The organism is Nonomuraea sp. NPDC004702, assembly GCF_053601695.1.
Genome location: NZ_JBSGCE010000024.1, coordinates 113,648 through 131,380, shown reverse-complemented (window position 1 = coordinate 131,380; position 17,733 = coordinate 113,648). Strand labels below are relative to the sequence as shown.

The window sequence follows — 17,733 nt, the reverse complement described above, 5'->3', positions numbered from 1 at the left end:
GGCGCGACGTGATGTTCCGACCTACGCGGACATGAGCGGCCGGGGCTGGTTCAGTGGCCGTCGCAGCAGGCGGTGCGGGCTTCGGCGAGGTGGGCGGGGTCGTTCCACCAGTGGCCCGCCGTGCTCGGATGGACGGGGACGCGGGCCTTGACCCGCCCGGCGGGCGCGGCCGCCCCCTGGTCGGCGGCGGCGGCGGCGGCGGCGGCGGTGGCGGCGGACGGGTAGGGCGCGAGAAGCTGCTCGACGGTGTGGTGCCTGCCGCCGACGACGACGGCGGTGACGTTGGCCGCGTCCTCGATGCGGGACAGCGGGTCGCCGTCGACGATGGCCAGGTCGGCGTACATGCCCGTGGCGATCCGGCCCAGCGGGAGGCCCAGGTAGGCCCCGGACGTGCTGGTCGCTGCGGTGAGCGTCTCGCGCGGGGTCAGGCCGTACCGGACCATGGCCCGCAGGTTCATGTGCAGGCTGAGCCCGAGGTGGTCGATCGGCGCGTCGGTGCCGGCGGTGACCACGCCGCCGCCGCGGATCATCGCCGCGAGCTGCGCGACCTGGTTGGCGAGGTTCGTCCGGACCACCTGGACCGCCGCCGGGTCGGCGGTCTGCGCCGCGGTGACCGTCGCCCGGAGCGCGGCCATCCGCCAGTTCGGGTAGAGCCGGCGCACCCGTTCGTCGGTGACCAGCGAGGTGTCCTCCCGGTACAGGGTCGAGGAGGCGAACAGGGTCGGGGTCCTGGCCATCTTCGAGGCGTTGAACATGGAGATGACGTCGGAGTAGGCCGAGCCGACGTTCGTGACGGTGCGCGAGTAGCCGAACCGGTTGGTGGCGCCGACGTGCTCGGTCTGGTCGCCGCCCATGGCGATCGCCGGGTAGTGGTAGTGCGAGCTGACCGGCTTGCCCTGGCGGTGGGCCCAGTCGATGACCTCCCGGTGCCAGACGACCGGCAGCCGCACGTAGCACTTCAGCAGGTCGTAGTCGAGGGCGGCGGCCCGCCGCAGTTCGAGCCGCAGCTGCTCGTGCGAGTACGTCGGGCGCATGAAGTTGTAATAGATGCGCGCCCCGTCGATGGCCTCGCCGGTGCCCAGGTAGCGCGGCGCGAGCCGGGCGCCCGACTGCACCGACTCCCGTTCCTCGACCATGTGGTACGCGGGCGAGCCCGGCGAGCGGGTGGTGGTGACGCCCAGCGCCAGCCACAGCGGGCCCTGCCGCGACCCGTAGGCGTAGCCCTGCATCTCGCGGTGGTGGTGGATGTCGATCAGGCCGGGCATGACGAACCTGTCGCGGGCGTCGATCAGGTCGCCGGGCCGTCCGTCCCGGTGCGGCTCGATCGCGGCGATGCGCTGGCCCCGCACGACGATGTCGACGTCACGGACGACGCGGCCGGAGACGCCGTCCCACATGCGGCCCGCGTGAATGACGACCTGGTCAGGGCCGGGGTCGTTGCGCCAGGTCAGCCGCACCGGGACCGGCTGGGCGGGCCTCCCGTCGAGGCTCGCCCGCTTGAGACGTCCCTCGTTCAGGTAGAGGAGGGTGGCAGAGTCGCCGGCCCAGACGGGGGCGTCGGAGACCTCCCGGGTGACCTGACGGGCCGCTCCGGTGGGCCGGCCGGTCCGGTCGACGGGCAGCACCCACAGGACCGACTCCATGGCGAAGGCGAGCATCGTGCCGTCGGGCGACCAGACGGGGCCGTCGTCGCCGCGGGTCTGCAGGGACCGGTGGGGCGCGGGGTCGACGTACGTGCCGGCGCCGGTGGCCCGGTCCACGAGCAGGATCTTGGACAGCCCCTCCCGGTAGCGCCGCGAGTACGGCACCACCGCGGCCATCGCCAGCGTCCTGCCGTCGGGGGACCACGTCGGGCGGCCCGGCTCGAAGGTCGCGTCGTAGATCTTCTGGCGGTCGCCGGTGGAGACCTCCACGACCCACAGGGCGCCGTCCTGGTCCAGGTAGGCGATCTCGCTGCCGTCCGGCGACCAGCGGACCGACAGGGCGGCGGAGTCGGTCAGCCGGGTCACCTGCCGGTCGGCGCCGGTGTCCAGCTCGCGGACCCAGACGTTGAGCGTGCCGGTGCGGTCGGTGACGAATGCCAGCCGCCGCCCGTCGGGGGAGAAATCCGGGTCGGCTTTCCACCAGCGGTCCCGGAAAAGCGGTTCCGGGGTGCCGCCGGCGCGCATGAGATAGATGTCGTTGAGCGCGCGGAAGGCGACGAGTGAGCCGTCCGGCGAAACGGCCGGGCTGCCGATTCCGACGACCGGGAATGAGCCCGGCCGGTCGAATACCCGGACCTTTTTCCGGTACTTCGGAGTGGTCGTGGTCAGCGCGGCGGTGAAGCCGACCGTGCCGGCGGTGGGGGAGCCGAGGCGGCGGACCTTGATGGTGCCGGCGGAGGTGTAGTAATAGCGTCCGTCCGGGGCGAACCGGGCGCGGAACGGGAACACCTCCTCGCCGGTGACGAGCGCGCCCGCGGTGCCGGCCAGGTCGTTGGCGCCCGCGTGGAAGTGGTGGTAGGCGAGGTCGGCGCCGTTCGGCAGCCAGGACGGCTGATGGACGACCTGCCCGGCGGGCACCGTGACCGCGGTGGCGCGCGTGCCGGTGGCGACCTCGACGACGTCGATCCTGGTGTCGGCGACGACGAAGGCGATCTTGCTTCCGTCGGGCGACCAGGCCGGCTCGTACTCCTCGGCGGAGCCGTCGGTCAGGACGCGGCTCGCGCCGGTGGCGACGTCGAGCAGGTGGATGCCGTAGCTGCCGCCCGCGTCGGAGGAGTAGGCGATGGTGCGGCCGTCGGGGCTGTGGCGGGGCTCGCGGTGGTCGTACGGGCCGGTGGTCAGCTTCCTGATCGCGGATCCGTCGGGCCGGATCGTCCACAGGTCGAAGACGCCGTCGCGGTACGACTGGAACACGATCGTCTCGCCGTCGGGGGACCAGTCGGGCTGGGCGATGTCGTACAGGTCGCTGGTGAGCCTGCGGGCGGCGCCGCCGGAGGCCGAGCAGACCCACAGGACGCCGAGCAGGTCGAGGGCGAGCAGGCGGCCGTCGGGCGAGGGCGCGACGGCGAAGTCGGTGCCGGAGGTGACGGCCGTCCGGCCGGCGTCCCGCGCCACGCGGGCCCGCGCCGGTGCGGCCGGGGCCAGCGCGGCGGCGAGCGCGGCGCCGCCACCGGCCAGGACGGCCCGCCGGGACGGCCCTGACATCGATCCGGACGGGGCGGCGGAGACGTCGGAGGGAACCGGTGCGTGAGACATCGCGAATTTCCATTCCACTGTTCAGATGGTCGGCGAAAGGCTGAACACGACGACGCGCGATTCATGGTCCCAGACGAAATGCCTAATCGCCTCGGAGTTCATCTGATCGGCCAATGTTGCGTGGCTGGAAAATGCCTTCAGGAAAGTAGATATGTCGGTCAAAAGAATAAGTCAAGAGGGACGGGCGGGACGGGACCGCCTGCAGAAGTGGGGCCAGCCCCACCCACCCGTACGGCCAACCCCATGTTCGGCCCGGTGGGTGCTTCCTAAGCTCGCTGCCACAACGACATGGAGGAGACAGATCATGGCGAACACCGGCGACACCCCGACCGCGACGACGGCCCTCGGCGACGCCCGTGCCCAGGAGGCCCTCGCCACGGTGAGGAAGTGCGTCACGCTCTTCGGGGCCGTCGGTGTCATCGTCCTCGGCGTGGTCGCGGTGATGGCGTTCACCGGCGGCGAGGCGTCCGGTTTCATGTGGGTCCGGGGGGTCGTGCTGGTCGCGATGGCTGCGCTGATCCACCGGATGACCGTCCGCGCCGCGGAGGGGTCGTACAAGGCGTTCGACCGGGTGCGCACCCTGTCCACCGTCATGCCGATCGCGATCATCGGCGTGGACCTGATCCCCGGACTCTGCCCGGCCTGGTACGCCGTGCTCCAGGGCCTGTCGGCGCTGGCCCTGGCCGGCGTCGCCGTCATCACCCGCGGCGCCGCACTGCGCGCCGCCTTCGCCGGCGGGAAGTGAGGCCCGGGCCCCGCGGGTCAGGCGGGCGGCTGGAGCATGGGCACCAGGAAGCGCCTGGCCACCTCGGCGAGCTGCCCGTCGTCGTCGAGGTCGATGACGGCGCTGGGGATCGCCAGGAAGGAGGTGGAGATGCGCACCATCATCTCCGCCACGAGGTCGGCGTCGAGGCCGTCGGACACGTTGCCCGCGCGCTGCTCCCGGCGGAGCTGGCCGGCGACGAACTGCCGCACCGTGGCGAGGGTCTGGCCGCCGTCGGTCATCAGGGACGGCACGAGCAGATCGGGCTCGGTGGCGATGAGACCGCCGATCAGCGGGTTGCCGCGGATGGCCCGCAACGAGCTGACGAAGCCGAGGACCACCCGGTCGGCCGGTGTGTGCGCCTGCTCGATGTCGATGAGGAACCGGTCGAAGTAGCGGCGGAACTCCCGGCGCACCACGTGCTCGACCAGCGTGTCCTTGGTGTCGAAGCGCCGGTAGACGGTGATCCGTGACACCTTGGCCAGGCGTGCGACGTCCTCCATGGTGGAGCGCCTGATGCCCATCCGGCAGAACTGCTCGTAGGCCGCGTCGAGGATGCGCGTCCGCAGCTCGTCGGGGTCGCCGACGCGTTCGACGGCGTCGACGAAGGCGCGCTCCAGCAACGACTCCGAGCCCGACGGCGCCATGAAGCCGGACAGCACGGATTCCACGATCACCTCCTGGATCGATTCTGCCTCAGGGGCGGGTCTTGTGATGTCCATCACAACGTGCTCTCATGATGATACACAGACTCATGGTTTGTTTCTCAGTATCACCCACTTCTCGGCCCCGGGCGAGAAGGAGGAAGCGGCGTGGGAGAACTCAGCAGGCGTGATTCCGGCGACGGCGCCGACACGCGCTCCCTGTTCGGTGGATCTCCGGCGAGCCGATCGAGACTGCCCTGAGCGGGACCCCCCATCTCGAAGGAGTGCAGAGCATGGCAGAGCTGAGCAGGCGCGAGATACTGATCTCGGGCACCGCCCTGGGAGCCCTCGGCGCGCTGGGGATCACCTCCCCGGCCCAGGCCAAGGCCCTCGCCGACGGCTGGGAGTGGCCGGCCGCCGGCTCGGTCGCGGGCTCCGGCACCGGCGCCGACCCTCGCTGGGTGTGGGACGACGTCGCCGACCCGCTCCTCGCCTCGCTGTTCGACCGCGGGGTCATCCCCGAGGTCAACCGGCTGCTCTACGACTGGAACCGCAACGACCAGCCGCTGCCCGCCGGGCTGCCGGCCGACCTGCGGGCCTTCATCGAGCAGGCGCGTCAGCTCCCGTCCTGGGCCGACCAGGGCAAGCTGGACGCCGCGTCGCGGTTCCACGCGCTCAAGGGCAACTACATCGTCGTGCTCACCATCGTCGGGGCCGGCATGCTGGCCACCGCCATCCCCAAGGAGGCCCGCGCGGTCTACTACTCCGCGGGCGGCGCCGACCTGAAGGACCGGGTCGCCAAGACGAACGTCCTGGCGTACGCGGTCAGGCCCCAGAACGCCTGGGGGCCCGGCGGGACGGCCGTGGTCGAGGCCGTCAAGACCCGGCTGGTGCACGCGGCCGTGCGGCACCTGCTCAAGTCGTCCCCCCACTGGCCGGGGCCCATCCCGATCAGCCAGGAGGACATGCTGGTCACGTGGCACACCCTGGCGACCTACTCCATGCGCGGGATGCGCGAGTGGAAGGTGCGCATCTCCGCCGCCGAGTCCGCGGCGTACCTGCACTCGTTGCAGCTGCTGGCGCACATGCTCGGCATCAGGGACGAGTTCATCCCCGCCACCTGGGACACCTCCTACGCCCAGTCGGACATCGTCCTGCCCAGGAACATGGGGCCGACGCCGGAGGGCGTGGAGCTGAACGACATCCTGCGCGACATGCTCGCGGAGCTGACCAGTCCGGGCAGCATCGACAAGCCGCTGGTCAACGCGTTCTCCAGGTACCTCACCGGCAACCAGGCGGCCGACTGGAACGGCATCCCGCGCGAGCCGCTGTGGGACCCGGTCGTCAAGACCGCCTGGCCGCTGCTGGTGGCGTTCAGGGAAGGGGTGATCGGGCTGCCGCTGGTGCCGGCCGCGGCCTGGCTGCTCGACGAGATGATCAAGAAGTGGACCACGTTCTACCTGACCAAGGGCGCGCAGACCAAGATCGTGATCCCGACCGGCAACCGCCCCGGCTGACCCCGGCGGCTCCGCCCCGGAAACGCGTACCGGACGCGGGCGACACCCGTGGGGCAGGCGCAACCCGCCCCACGGGCCCGCCGGGTTCGAGCAGGCTTCGGGCGGCTGCACCTCTCACGGGCGCGCCGGGTTCGATCGGGCTTCGGGTGCTGAACGGGGGCGCGGCCTCGCGCCGGGCGGCGGGCCTTCGATAATCGGGTCGACACGCGGGCCCGCGGTGCACTGTGATGGTCCGGCCGCCCGCCGCACGGTGCGGGCCCGTCGCTGGAGTCGTCCTTGGCAGTCCCGGGAACCGCGCCCGTCCGCCCCACGATCGACGCCGCCCTGGTCAGGAGGCTGGTCGACACGCAGTTCCCGCAGTGGGCCGCGTTGCCGCTGCGGCTGCTCGACCCGGCGGGCTCCGACCACGTGATCTACCGGCTGGGCGACGAATTGTCCGTCCGGCTGCCCCGCCACGCCGACGCCGTCGGGCAGGCCGACAAGGAACACGAGTGGCTGCCCAGGCTCGCGCCGAGGCTGCCGCTGGCCGTACCGGTGCCGGTGGAAGTGGGTGAGCCCGGCTTCGGCTATCCGTGGCGGTGGGCGGTGTCCCGCTGGCTGGCGGGCGAGGTGGCCACCGTCGAGGCGCTGGCCGGCTCGTCCGTGGCCGCCGAGAGGCTGGCGGAGTTCCTGGTCGCGCTGCAGCGGTTCGCGCCCGAGTCCGTCCCGTCCCTGAAGACCCGTCCCGACCTCGCCCAGCAGCCGCTGGCGGGCCGGGATCGCGCGACGCGGGCCGCCATCGCGGCGCTCGGCGGCGTGTTCGACCGCGCCGCCATGACCGGGCTGTGGGACGCGGCCATGAGCGCCCCCGGCTGGGACCGCGCGCCGGTCTGGTTCCACGGCGACTTCCACACCGGCAACGTGCTGACCGTCGGCGGCCGCGTCAGCGCGGTCATCGACTTCGGCGGGCTCGGCATCGGCGACCCGGCCGCCGACCTGATGATCGCCTTCACCCTGATGTCGGCCGGCAGCCGGGCCGCCTTCCGTGCCGCGCTCGGCGTGGACGAGGCCACCTGGACCCGGGGCCGCGGCTGGGCCCTGGCCACCGGCCTGAACGCGTACACCGCCTACGCCGCCGTCAGCCCGAGGGTCGCCGCGCAGACCACCCGGCAGATCACCCAGGCCCTCGCCGGTTAGCCCGGTTCGCCGGAAATACGAACCGGGATGTAAGAAAACCGTCCTTCGGACCACATGTTCTACGAACGACTCATCCGCGACCGAAGGAAAACCCTGATCACGCCCCACCGAGACGCTGGTCCGGCCAGGTCCGGGCCGGGCCGGACGGCGCCCGATGGCAAGGAGGGGTCAGCGGTGGGGGCGGAAGGTGCGGCGGAGGTCTGCGACCCATTCGTCGGGGATCTCCCATGGGATGAAGTGCCCGCCGCGAGCGTGGCAGGTGATGCCGGCGTGGTTGTACCAGGCGGCCCGGTCGCCGTCGAGGAAGCCGCGGATCCGCTGGTCGCCGGTCGTGACGCCGGGCGGGTTCTCGAAGTCGACGAACGTGATGCCCGTGGGCGCCTCGACGACCGGCCACCGGTCGTGCGACGGCGTCCAGGGGTAGCGGTTGTTGTTGGCGTAGGTGCGGATCGAGCTGTCGATCGTGTTGCCCGCCCAGAAGATCGTCGCGTGGGTGAGCAGGTCGTCCTTGGTGAAGACGTTCTCGACGTCGCCGTGGTTGTCGGACCACTTCGTCCAGCGTTCCAGGATCCAGGCCAGCATGCCGGCGGGGGAGTCGGCCAGGCCGTGGCCGAGCGTGGACGGCGCGAGCATGTGCGCCGCCAGATGCACCGCGAACCGCCGGTCCAGCTCGACGAACCGGGCGTGCACGTCGGCGGGCAGGCCGTCCGGGATGGGCATGCCGCCGCTCAGGTCCCAGGCGCGGTCGCCGTTGAAGAAGGTGAGCTTCTGCGCCGAGCCGATGTGGATCGCGTACAGCTCGTCGGCGTACTTGTGGCCGAGCTGCCCGGTGACCAGCGCCCCGACGTCGCATCCGGCGGCGGCGTATCGGTCATGGCCGAGGACGCCGGTCATCAGCTCGTGCCACACGTCGGCGATCTTCCAGAAGTTCATGTCCGGCCGGCCGTCCAGCGGGGCCGAGAACCCGAAACCCGGCAGTGAGGGCACGATCACGTCGAACGCCTCCGCCGGATCCCCGCCGTGGGCGCCGGGGTCGGCGAGCGGGTCGATGACCTTCGACCAGTGCCAGAACGTCCAGGGCCAGCCGTGGCTGAGGATCAGCGGCACGGGGGCGGGGCCGACGCCGGGCTTGCGCATGAAGTGCACCGGCACGCCGCCGACGTCCACCCGGTAGTGCTCGTAGGCGTTGATCGCCCGTTCCGCCGCCCGCCAGTCGAAGCCGTCGGCCCAGTAGGCGACCAGCTCGCGCAGGTACGCGCCGGGCACGCCGTAGAAGCCGTCGTCGTTCCCCGCGGACGGCGCCCATCGGGTCAAGGTGAGCCTGCGGCGCAGGTCGTCGAGCACCTCGTCCGGTACGTGCAGCGGTTCAGGGCGCAACGGGAAGGGAGTCGAGCGAGCCAAGGGAACCGTCCTCCTAGTCTTCGACACGCGCGGCGATCTCGGTCAGGCGGCCGAGGACGCCCGCGTACCGGGCCAGCTCCGCGCGCTCGTCCTCGCTCAGGTGCGCCACCAGGCGGGCGACCCGCGCCACCCGGTCGGCGCGCCGGGAGCGGACGATGTCCCTGCCCTCCTCGGTGAGGCTCAGCAGGACGGCGCGGCCGTCGCGCGGGTCGGGGCGGCGCGCGACCAGCCCGTCCCGTTCGAGCCGGGCGACCAGGCTGGTGAGCGCGGGCTGCTTGAGCTGTTCCGTCGCCGTCAGGTCGGTGAGCCGCATCGGACCCTTGCCCGCCAGCGTGTGCAGCACGGACAGGGTCGAGAAGCTGAGCCGCCGCACCGAGGGCAGCCGGATGAAGTACGCGTTGAAGTCCTCGATCGCGCCGACGAGCGCGTCGAGGTCGAGATCGGGGCCGGGGTCCGCCTGAGAGGATGCCACGCGCCCATTTATATCGAAGTTCGATGTAAATGCACTACATTCGGTGAGCTACACCATTAATGAGGACGGAGGCGCCGCGACCGACAGGTCGATCTCCGGGTCGAAGAGCACCTTGGCCAGATGCTCGACGCCGTGGCACACGGCCCCGATGGCCACGCACTCGTCGCCGAGCACGGAGGCCCGCAGCTCGGGCGTGCGCAGGCACATCGTCTCCAGCTCGATCCGCAGCGGCTCCATGAGCACGTCGGCCGAACGCGAGAACCCCCCGCCGAGCACCACCAGGTCGGGGTCCACGGTGAGGGCCATCGCGGTGGTGGCCAGCGCGAGCACCTTGACGTAGCGCAGGACGGCCCGGCGCGCCTCGACGTCACCCTGCCTGGCGGCCTCGAACACCGCCCCCGCGACCGCCTCCGGCGGCGTGCCGGGCTCGACCGACGGGACGGCCTGCAGCAGCTCGCCCACGTGACCGAGGTTGAACAGCGGATGCACGCCGATCTCCCCGGCGGCGCCGCCGCTGCCGCGCAGGGGGACCCCGTCGAGCACGACGGCGGCGCCGGCCCGGCGTCCGACGTGCAGGAAGATCAGGTTCCGCGCGTCGCGGGCGATGCCCCTGCGGCACTCGGCCAGCGCGGCGAGCCTGCTGTCGTTCTCCACCAGGACGGGGCAGCGCAGCCGGTCGCCGAGGTGGTCGGCCAGCGGCACGTCCGACCAGTCCTGGATGGCCCGCGAGAGCACGACGCGCCCCTGCAGGTCGACGTAGCCCGTGCTGCCCGCGACCGCGAGCCAGACGTCGGCGGCGGCGGTGCCCGAGCCGGTCAGGCAGCCGTCGATGGCCCGGTCGACGGCGGCCAGCCGCTCGCCGCGCGGCTGCTCGGGAGTGACCGGCTCGCGCGTGGTGTGCAGGACGTTGCCGTCGAGGTCGGCCACGACCGCGAGCACCTTGTGCGCCCCTATGTCGAGGCCGAGCACCCGGCCCGCCTCCGCGTGGAACCGGTAGCGGCGCGCGGGCCTGCCCTTCTCGCCGCCGCTCGGATCCATCTGGACCACCCAGCCCAGCTCCATGAGGTCCTTGACCACCACCTTGATGGTGGCCCTGGCCAGGTCGGCGCGCTCGGCGAGCTGGGTCAGCGTCGCCGGCCCGCCGGCGCGCAGGGCCGAGAGCGCGGCGAGCGCGTTGAGCCGCCGGAGCCGCTGGAGGTCGCCGCCGGTCACGGAGAGCGTCACTGATGACCCTTCTTGACGAATCTTAATGGTGAGCTCCATCATAAATCCTGATCGAGGCTCTCACCCAGAAAAAAAGAGGCCAGATCACGGGCATGGCCGCGGGCGGCTCGCGGCGACCGGAAGCCGAGCGCCATGCTACGACCCGCCGCCCGCCCTGTCACCGACCGACGATCCCGCCCCCGAACCCCCCCAGGGACCTGTCTTGCTGCTGCCACGACCCGTCCATGTGACCCCAGACGGCGGGGAACCCTTCGCCCTCACCGCGACCACAGTGATCGCCGCCCCTCCCGGCCTGTCGCGGGTGGAGGGCTGGCTGCGGGCCGCGTTGTCGCCCGCGACCGGCCTGCCGCTGCCCGCCGGAGCGCCGGGGCCGGGGGCGATCGAGTTCGCCCTGACCGCCGGGCTCGGCCCGGAGGGTTACCGCCTGACCGTGCGTCCCGACGGGGTGCGCGTCGAGGCGGGCGACGCGGCCGGGGCGTTCTACGGCGCGCAGACCCTGCGCCAGCTCCTCCCGCCCGCGGCCTTCCGCAGGGGCGCGGTCGGCGAGCAGGACTGGCTGCTCGCCCCGGTCACCGTCGCCGACCGGCCGCGCTTCCGGTGGCGCGGCTGCCTGATCGACGTGGCCAGGCACTTCCTGCCGAAGCCCGACCTGCTGCGGTACATCGACCTGCTGGCCGCTCACAAGCTCAACGTGCTGCATCTGCACCTCACCGACGACCAGGGCTGGCGGCTGGAGGTCAAGGGGTATCCGAAGCTCACCGAGGTCGGCGCCTGGCGCAGGGAGAGCCCGCTCGGCGACCGCCGGCACGGCGTGTTCGACGGCCGCCCGCACGGCGGCTTCTACACCCAGGACGACCTGCGCGAGATCGTCTCGTACGCGGCCGACCGGTTCGTCACCGTGGTGCCGGAGATCGAGCTGCCCGGCCACTCGCAGGCGGCCATCGCGGCCTATCCGGAGCTGGGCAACCTCGACGAACGGCTGGAGGTCGCCACCGGGTGGGGCGTCTCGCCCAACGTGCTCAACGTCGAGGACGCCACGCTCGCCTTCTACCGGGACGTGCTCGACCAGGTCATGGAGATCTTCCCCGGCGAGTACGTCTGCGTGGGCGGCGACGAGTGCCCCAAGGAGCAGTGGCGGCAGAGCCCGTCGGCCCAGCGCCGCATCGCCGAGCTCGGCCTGCGCGACGAGGAGGAGCTGCAGAGCTGGTTCATCGGCCAGTTCTCCGACCACCTGGCGGCGCGCGGCCGTCGCCTGCTCGGCTGGGACGAGATCATCGAGGGCGGCCTGCCACCCGGGGCGACGGTGGCGTCCTGGCGCGGGACGTACGGCGCGGTCGCGGCGGCGCGGGCCGGGCACGACGTGGTCACCTGCCCCTTCACCGAGCTCTACCTGGACTTCCGGCAGTCCGACCGGCCCGACGAGCCGGTCCCGATCGGCAACGTGATCTCGCTGCGCGACGTCCACGGCTTCGAGCCGGTGCCGCCGGAGCTGACCGAGGCCGAGGCCGCCCGGGTCCTCGGCGCGCAGGCCAACCTCTGGACCGAGCACATCGACTCGCCCCGCGGGCTCGACTACATGGCCTTCCCGCGGCTGTCGGCCTTCGCCGAGGTCGTGTGGAGCCCCGCCGGCGGCGACTTCGACGACTTCCTGGCGCGGCTGCGCCACCACGAGCGCCGGCTGGCCGCGCTGGGCGTGGAGTACCGCAAGGAGACCGGCCCCGAGCCGTGGCAGACCCGGCCGGACGTCCGCGGCCGGCCCAAGGAGCGGGCGGAGACCGAGGCCGAGGTGGCGGCCTGGACCCGCGGCCTGCGGCGCAACCTCAGCGAAGGGAAGCGAGCATGATCAAGCGTCTGTCCGTCGTCCTCGTCGGCCTGTCCTGCTTACTCGGACTGGTCACCCCGGCCCAGGCGGCGGCTCCGGAGCTGTCGGCGTACTTCAGCAGGCCGAGCGTGGACGGCACGCTCGCCGACCCCCTGCCCGCGAAGGTGCTGGAGCTGATCGGGCTGGCCGCCCCGGACTCCACGCTGCGCGTGGCGACCTTCGTGCTGGAGATCAAGGCCGTCAAGGACGCGCTGGTGGCTGCGCACGCCCGGGGGGTGGACGTACGGGTGGTGTCCGAGGGATCTGGGCACAACGCGCTCCTGGACGAGCTGGCCGCGGCCGGCGTGCCCGTCACGCTCTGCGACAGGGGCTGCAACGGGCCGGACACCGACATCAGCCACCACAAGTTCCTCGTGTTCAGCCGGCTCACGGACGGCAGGACCGACGTGGTCGTGCAGAGCTCGCAGAACCTCGCCCCCGACACCGGCCTGCACCAGAACATGCTGATCAGCTCGGGCGACGCCGCGCTGGCCGACGGCTACCGGCAGGTGTTCGACACGCTGGCCTCCCAGGTGCGCACCTCCTGGCGGGCGCCGTTCACCGCCACCAGCGGCAAGGTCACGGTCTGGATGGAGCCCCGCGACACCGCCTACGACCAGAGCGCCTACGGCAGCGCCGACCTGGTCGCGGCCATGATCCGGGACGTGGGCTGCCCCGGCTCGATCCGCGTGGTGCAGTCGCAGTTCGCCACCGACCGGCCGCTGGTCATCGCCGAGCTCAAGGCCAAGAAGCAGCAGGGCTGCGACGTCCAGGTGCTCGTGGCCGAGGGCAACCAGACGGCCGCGACCGCCGCCGAGCTGGCCAAGGGCGGGATCGTGGTGCACACCTTCCGGCCCGGCGGCTGCCACTACCCGATCGGCGACACCTGCGCGCCGGACAGCATCCACTCCAAGATCATCCTGGTGGATGGGCCGTCGGCGGCGGCGGGCGGCGCGCGGCGCAGCTACGTCTACACCGGCTCCCACAATCTCAACGGCGGCTCCCTGACCGCCTCGGACGACTCCTTCGTCCGCGTCGACGACCCGGCCGTCTACGCGGCGTACGACGCCGACTTCGCCGCCATGAAGGACGAGGTCGTCAAGATCGTCCCCAGGGCCTTCCCCGGGGCCGGACTCCAGATGACCGCCAACGGCCCCGACGACCAGCGCGCGCCCAGGGCCGCCGCCATGCGGTCCGGCTACACGGCCGTGGCCTGGGAGGACGACCGCGACCGCGCCTCGGTGGAGGGCGCCGAGGTCTACGCGCGCATCTACCGAGACGGGCAGCCGGTGACCGGCCCCGTCAAGGTCTCGATGGGCGGCGTCGGCTGCGCCGCCGGCTGGAACCACGTGCAGCCGTCGGCCGGCGTCGACGACGCGGGCAACGCCTACGTCGCCTGGGCCGAGGACGGCGACTGCCGGGGCGAGCACAACATCGCGGTGCGCAGGCTCTCGCCGTCGGGCACGCTGAGCGCGACGATCTGGGCCAACGACCCGCAGTGGAGCGGCGACCAGACCCGGCCGAGGATCGCGGTCCGCGGCGCCGGCGGGTTCACGGTGGCCTGGGAGGACGGGCCGACCGGGACCGTCCGCGCGGCCGGCTACGCCTCGCTGACCGCCCGTTCCTTCGCGCCGCTCCAGGTGGGCACGGGGGACCGGCCCGACGTGGCCGTCGACGGCGCGGGCACCGCGACCGTGGTCTGGCAGCAGGCGCCCAACGTGTACGGCAGGCGGATCTCGGCGACCGGCGCGACCGTCGCCGCAGCCACCCGGATCAACACCAACGCCGCCACCCAGCACCTGGCCCCCGCCGTGGCGACGACCCCCGGCGGCGACAGCGTCGTGGCCTGGAGCGACAACGTGGCGGTCACCGGCGGCGACGTGACGACCGTCTGGCGGGTGCGGACGCGCGGCCTGACGCCCACCCTGGGGCAGAGGTTCGCGGAGCTCCCCGTCGCGTTCGGCAGGTACGCGCCGAACACGCCCTCCGACGGCGGCAAGGAGTACCCGCCGCTCTGCGGAAAGGTGGACCAGACCTACCGGTGCGCCGTCCAGGGGTCGCCGTCCGTGGCCGTCGACGACACCGGGCGGTTCGTGGTCGGCTGGACCGAGTCCGACCTGTGGAACGCCGGCCGCTCCCACGAGGTGTACGCCCGCGGGTTCAACGCCGACGGGACGACGACCGGCCGCTTCCCCTGCGAGCGCATGAACCCGAACACCGCCGGCGACCAGTCGGGCACCGCCGTCGCCGCCGACGGCAGCGGGTTCCACCTCTTCTACGTCGAGGACTTCGACGCCAACGGATACGGCGACGTCGTGGCCAGGACCGGCTTCACCAACACCGGACTCTGAGCCCGCCGCCCGCCGCGACCGAGACCCTGATCACCATCCCCCGACGCCTTCTAGAGAAAAGGAACTGCCCGTGCGCCTGCGTATGGCACTCGCCGCCGCCCTGGCGATGACACTGGCCGGTTGTGGCTCCGGCTCCGACACCACCGCCACCAAGCCAGGAAAAGTCACGATCAGCTACGCGATCTGGGAGAAGAACGACCAGCCCAGCACCCAGAAGATCATCGACGCCTTCCAGAAGCAGCACCCCGACGTCACCGTCAAGCTTGAGATCACCCCGTGGGACCAGTACTGGACCAAGCTCCAGACCGCGGCCACCGGCGGCGCGGCCCCCGACGTCTTCTGGATGAACAGCCTCAACGTGCGCATGTACGCCAAGGGCGGCGTCATCGCCCCCTTCGAGAACGCCGACGTCAGCGCCTTCCCGCAGGCCATCGTGGACGGCTACCGCTACGACGGCAAGCTCTACGGCATGCCGCGCGACGTCGGCGTCCCCGTGCTCTGGTACGACAAGGAGCTGTTCGACAAGGGCGGCGTCGCGTACCCGACCGCCGACTGGACCTGGGACGACCTCAAGGCCGCCGCCAAGAAGCTGACCGACCCGGCCAAGAAGCAGTACGGCCTGCTGGCCCCCCTGTGGGACCAGGGCGGCTTCTACCCCACGATGATCCAGGCCGGCGGCCACGTCATCTCCGCCGACGGCAAGAAGTCGGGCTTCGACGAGCCCGGCTCCATCCAGGGCCTGGAGTTCTGGACCGACATGATCAACAAGGACAAGGTGGCCCCGCCCGCCCAGGCGACCACCGACACCAGCCCCGTGCAGCTGTTCATGACCGGCAAGTACGCCATGTACTACGGCGGCTCATGGCTGGCCAGCACGTTCAAGACCAACACCGAGCGCGGCGGCAAGGTCGACGTGGCGCCCCTGCCCAAGGGGCCGGCGCAGGAGGCCGTCATCCTGCTCGGCCTGGCCAACTCCGTCTCGGCCAAGAGCGAGCACCCGGCCGAGGCCGCGCAGTTCGCCACGTTCCTGTCCTCCGACGAGGCCGAGAAGATCCTCAGCGACTCCGGCGGCGCCTCGGTCTCCTCGCGGGCCGGCACCCAGGACGGCTGGTTCGCCGCCTTCCCGGACTACCACCTGAAGGAGACCTTCGACGCCTCGATCCCGAACGGCGTGCCGTACCCCGTCTCGCTCAACACCGCCAAGTGGCAGGACGTGCAGAACAAGCTCCTGGCCGAGGCGTGGGCGGGCAAGCGGCCGACCGCGGAGGCGGCCAAGGAGATCGCCGCGCAGATGAACGAGATCCTGGCCAAGGAGTAGCCGATGGTGCTGACCGAGGAACGGGCCGCCGCCGTCAAGGCGGCGGCCCCGCCGGGGCGGCGGTCGCGACGCGACTGGCTGTGGGGTTACGGGCTGATCGCGCCCATGGCCCTCGGGCTGGCCGTGTTCTACCTGTGGCCGATCGTCCAGACGCTCTACCTCAGCTTCACCGAGTCGGGCGTGTTCGGCGGGCAGACGTGGGTGGGCCTGGACAACTTCATCGCCCTCCTCGGCGACGAGGAGATGGCCGGCGCGCTGCGCAACACGCTGCTCTACTCCGTGCTCGTGCTGGTCGGGGTGCCGCTGTCGATCGTGATCGCGGCGTTGCTGAACGTGCCGGGGCTGCGCGGGCTGGGCTTCTACCGCACGCTGTACTTCCTGCCGGTGGTCACCATGCCCGCGGCCGTCGGCCTGACCTGGCGCTACCTGTACAACGGCGACTTCGGGCCGATCAACTACCTGCTCGGCCTGGCCGGGATCGACGGGCCGTACTGGGTGTCCGACCCCGAGTTCGCGATCTACGCGGTCGCGGTGGTCGGGATCTGGACCTCGCTCGGGTACAACGCGGTGTTGTTCCTGGCCGGGTTGCAGGGCATCCCCAAGCACTACTACGAGGCCGCCTCGATCGACGGCGCGGGCCGGGTGCGGCAGTTCTTCCGCATCACGCTGCCGCTGCTCACGCCCACCACGTTCTTCGTCGTGGTGATCACGCTGATCAACACGCTGCAGGTCTTCGACCTGGTCTACCTCATGATCGACACCAAGAGCCCGGCGCTGGCGGGCAGCCGCACGATCGTCTACCTCTTCTACGAGCAGGGCTTCGTGCAGAACAGCCGCGGCTACGCCGCCGCGATCGCGGTCGTGCTGCTGGCCCTGATCCTCATGCTGACCGCCGTCCAGTTCCGGCTGCAGAGGCGGTGGGTCCACTATGAGTAGGCGCTGGATCGTGCACGCGGTCCTGCTCATCGGCGGTCTGATCATGGTCATGCCGTTCGTCTGGCAGCTCGTGGTCTCGCTGCAGACCATGACCGAGTCGATGCGGGTGCCGCCCACGGCGGTCCCCTCCTGGCAGTGGCACAACTTCGCCGACGTGTTCCGGACCGTGCCGCTCGGGCGGCAGTTCCTCAACACGGTGGTCGTGACGGCCGCGGTGACGGCCGGGCAGCTGCTGCTGTGCTCGCTGGCGGCCTTCGCCTTCGCGCGGCTGGACTTCCCCGGGCGCGGGCCGATCTTCATGCTGTTCCTGGCCGTGCTGATGGTGCCGGGGGAGCTGTTCCTGCTGCCCCGGTACGAGATCATGCAGGGCCTCGGCTGGCTCAACACCCTCCAGGCGCTCATCGCCCCCGGCGTCTTCGGCGCGTTCGGCACGTTCCTGCTGCGGCAGTTCTTCAAGACCCTGCCCAGGGAGCTGGACGAGGCGGCGCGGCTGGACGGCGCCAACCCGCTGCAGATCTACTGGTGGATCATGTTGCCGCTGGTCCGGCCCGGCCTGCTGGCGCTCGGGCTGCTGACCGTCATGTGGTCCTGGAGCAGCCTGCTGTGGCCGCTGGTGGTCAACACCGATCCGGAGATGATGACGCTCTCCGCCGGGCTGGCCTCGCTGCGCGGCCAGTACCTGACGAACTACCCCATCCTCTTCGCCGGGTCCGTCGTGGCCTCGCTGCCGGTGATCGTTCTCTTCGTGGTCATGCAACGGCAGCTGATCGCCGGGATCGCGTTCACCGGCTCGAAGGGCTGATCCGCAAGTCTTTTCTCCCGCTATATCCC

The 17,733-nt window shown here is 71.6% G+C and carries 13 protein-coding genes; 8 read left to right on the top strand and 5 right to left on the bottom strand.

From position 1 onward, the window contains the following. Positions 1 to 50: 50 nt before the first annotated feature. Positions 51 to 3,239, bottom strand: a complete 3,189-nt coding sequence (locus ACWEJ6_RS27950; RefSeq protein ID WP_452427424.1) for an amidohydrolase family protein — start codon at positions 3,237 to 3,239, stop codon at positions 51 to 53. A gap of 304 nt (positions 3,240 to 3,543) precedes the next feature. Here ACWEJ6_RS27950 and ACWEJ6_RS27945 point away from each other — a divergent pair, with 304 nt between their 5' ends. Continuing rightward, positions 3,544 to 3,984, top strand: a complete 441-nt coding sequence (locus tag ACWEJ6_RS27945; protein ID WP_452427422.1) for a hypothetical protein — start codon at positions 3,544 to 3,546, stop codon at positions 3,982 to 3,984. Positions 3,985 to 4,001: 17 nt separating this feature from the next. On the opposite strand, the gene ACWEJ6_RS27940 is transcribed toward ACWEJ6_RS27945, so the two are convergent. Further along, positions 4,002 to 4,673, bottom strand: a complete 672-nt coding sequence (locus ACWEJ6_RS27940; RefSeq protein ID WP_387678590.1) for a TetR/AcrR family transcriptional regulator — start codon at positions 4,671 to 4,673, stop codon at positions 4,002 to 4,004. Positions 4,674 to 4,939: 266 nt separating this feature from the next. Between ACWEJ6_RS27940 and ACWEJ6_RS27935 the strand changes: the two genes are divergently transcribed. Both ACWEJ6_RS27935 and ACWEJ6_RS27930 read left to right on the top strand, forming a co-directional pair. Next, on the top strand, positions 4,940 to 6,163 hold the full coding sequence (locus tag ACWEJ6_RS27935) for an oxygenase MpaB family protein (protein WP_452427420.1): 1,224 nt from the start codon (positions 4,940 to 4,942) through the stop codon (positions 6,161 to 6,163). 276 nt (positions 6,164 to 6,439) lie between these two features. Then, positions 6,440 to 7,339: an aminoglycoside phosphotransferase family protein gene (locus ACWEJ6_RS27930; protein ID WP_452427418.1), complete on the top strand. Its 900-nt coding sequence runs from the start codon at positions 6,440 to 6,442 to the stop codon at positions 7,337 to 7,339. A 168-nt stretch (positions 7,340 to 7,507) separates the two neighbouring features. On the opposite strand, the gene ACWEJ6_RS27925 is transcribed toward ACWEJ6_RS27930, so the two are convergent. From ACWEJ6_RS27925 to ACWEJ6_RS27915, 3 genes are read right to left on the bottom strand one after another with little or no spacing between them, the layout of a single operon-like run. Next, on the bottom strand, positions 7,508 to 8,740 hold the full coding sequence (locus tag ACWEJ6_RS27925; RefSeq protein ID WP_452427416.1) for an epoxide hydrolase family protein: 1,233 nt from the start codon (positions 8,738 to 8,740) through the stop codon (positions 7,508 to 7,510). Between the two features lie 13 nt (positions 8,741 to 8,753). Further along, a complete protein-coding gene (locus ACWEJ6_RS27920; RefSeq protein WP_452427414.1) occupies positions 8,754 to 9,212 on the bottom strand; it encodes a MarR family winged helix-turn-helix transcriptional regulator in 459 nt (152 codons plus the stop codon). Between the two features lie 48 nt (positions 9,213 to 9,260). Then, positions 9,261 to 10,436 (bottom strand): ROK family protein, encoded by a 1,176-nt coding sequence (locus tag ACWEJ6_RS27915; protein WP_452427412.1) that lies wholly within the window; start codon positions 10,434 to 10,436, stop codon positions 9,261 to 9,263. Between the two features lie 202 nt (positions 10,437 to 10,638). Between ACWEJ6_RS27915 and ACWEJ6_RS27910 the strand changes: the two genes are divergently transcribed. From ACWEJ6_RS27910 to ACWEJ6_RS27890, 5 genes are all read left to right on the top strand, one after another. Beyond that, entirely contained in the window at positions 10,639 to 12,279 is a 1,641-nt protein-coding gene (locus ACWEJ6_RS27910) for a beta-N-acetylhexosaminidase (RefSeq protein ID WP_452427410.1), read from the top strand. Further along, a complete protein-coding gene (locus tag ACWEJ6_RS27905) occupies positions 12,276 to 14,648 on the top strand; it encodes a phospholipase D-like domain-containing protein (protein ID WP_452427408.1) in 2,373 nt (790 codons plus the stop codon). Before ACWEJ6_RS27910 ends, ACWEJ6_RS27905 begins: the two co-directional genes overlap by 4 nt. 70 nt (positions 14,649 to 14,718) lie before the next feature. After that, positions 14,719 to 15,966, top strand: coding sequence for an ABC transporter substrate-binding protein (locus tag ACWEJ6_RS27900; RefSeq protein ID WP_364336591.1), 1,248 nt, complete (start codon positions 14,719 to 14,721; stop codon positions 15,964 to 15,966). Between the two features lie 3 nt (positions 15,967 to 15,969). Continuing rightward, positions 15,970 to 16,902 (top strand): carbohydrate ABC transporter permease, encoded by a 933-nt coding sequence (locus tag ACWEJ6_RS27895; RefSeq protein WP_452427406.1) that lies wholly within the window; start codon positions 15,970 to 15,972, stop codon positions 16,900 to 16,902. Continuing rightward, positions 16,895 to 17,704 (top strand): carbohydrate ABC transporter permease, encoded by an 810-nt coding sequence (locus ACWEJ6_RS27890; protein ID WP_387678612.1) that lies wholly within the window; start codon positions 16,895 to 16,897, stop codon positions 17,702 to 17,704. Before ACWEJ6_RS27895 ends, ACWEJ6_RS27890 begins: the two co-directional genes overlap by 8 nt. Positions 17,705 to 17,733 lie beyond the last annotated feature (29 nt).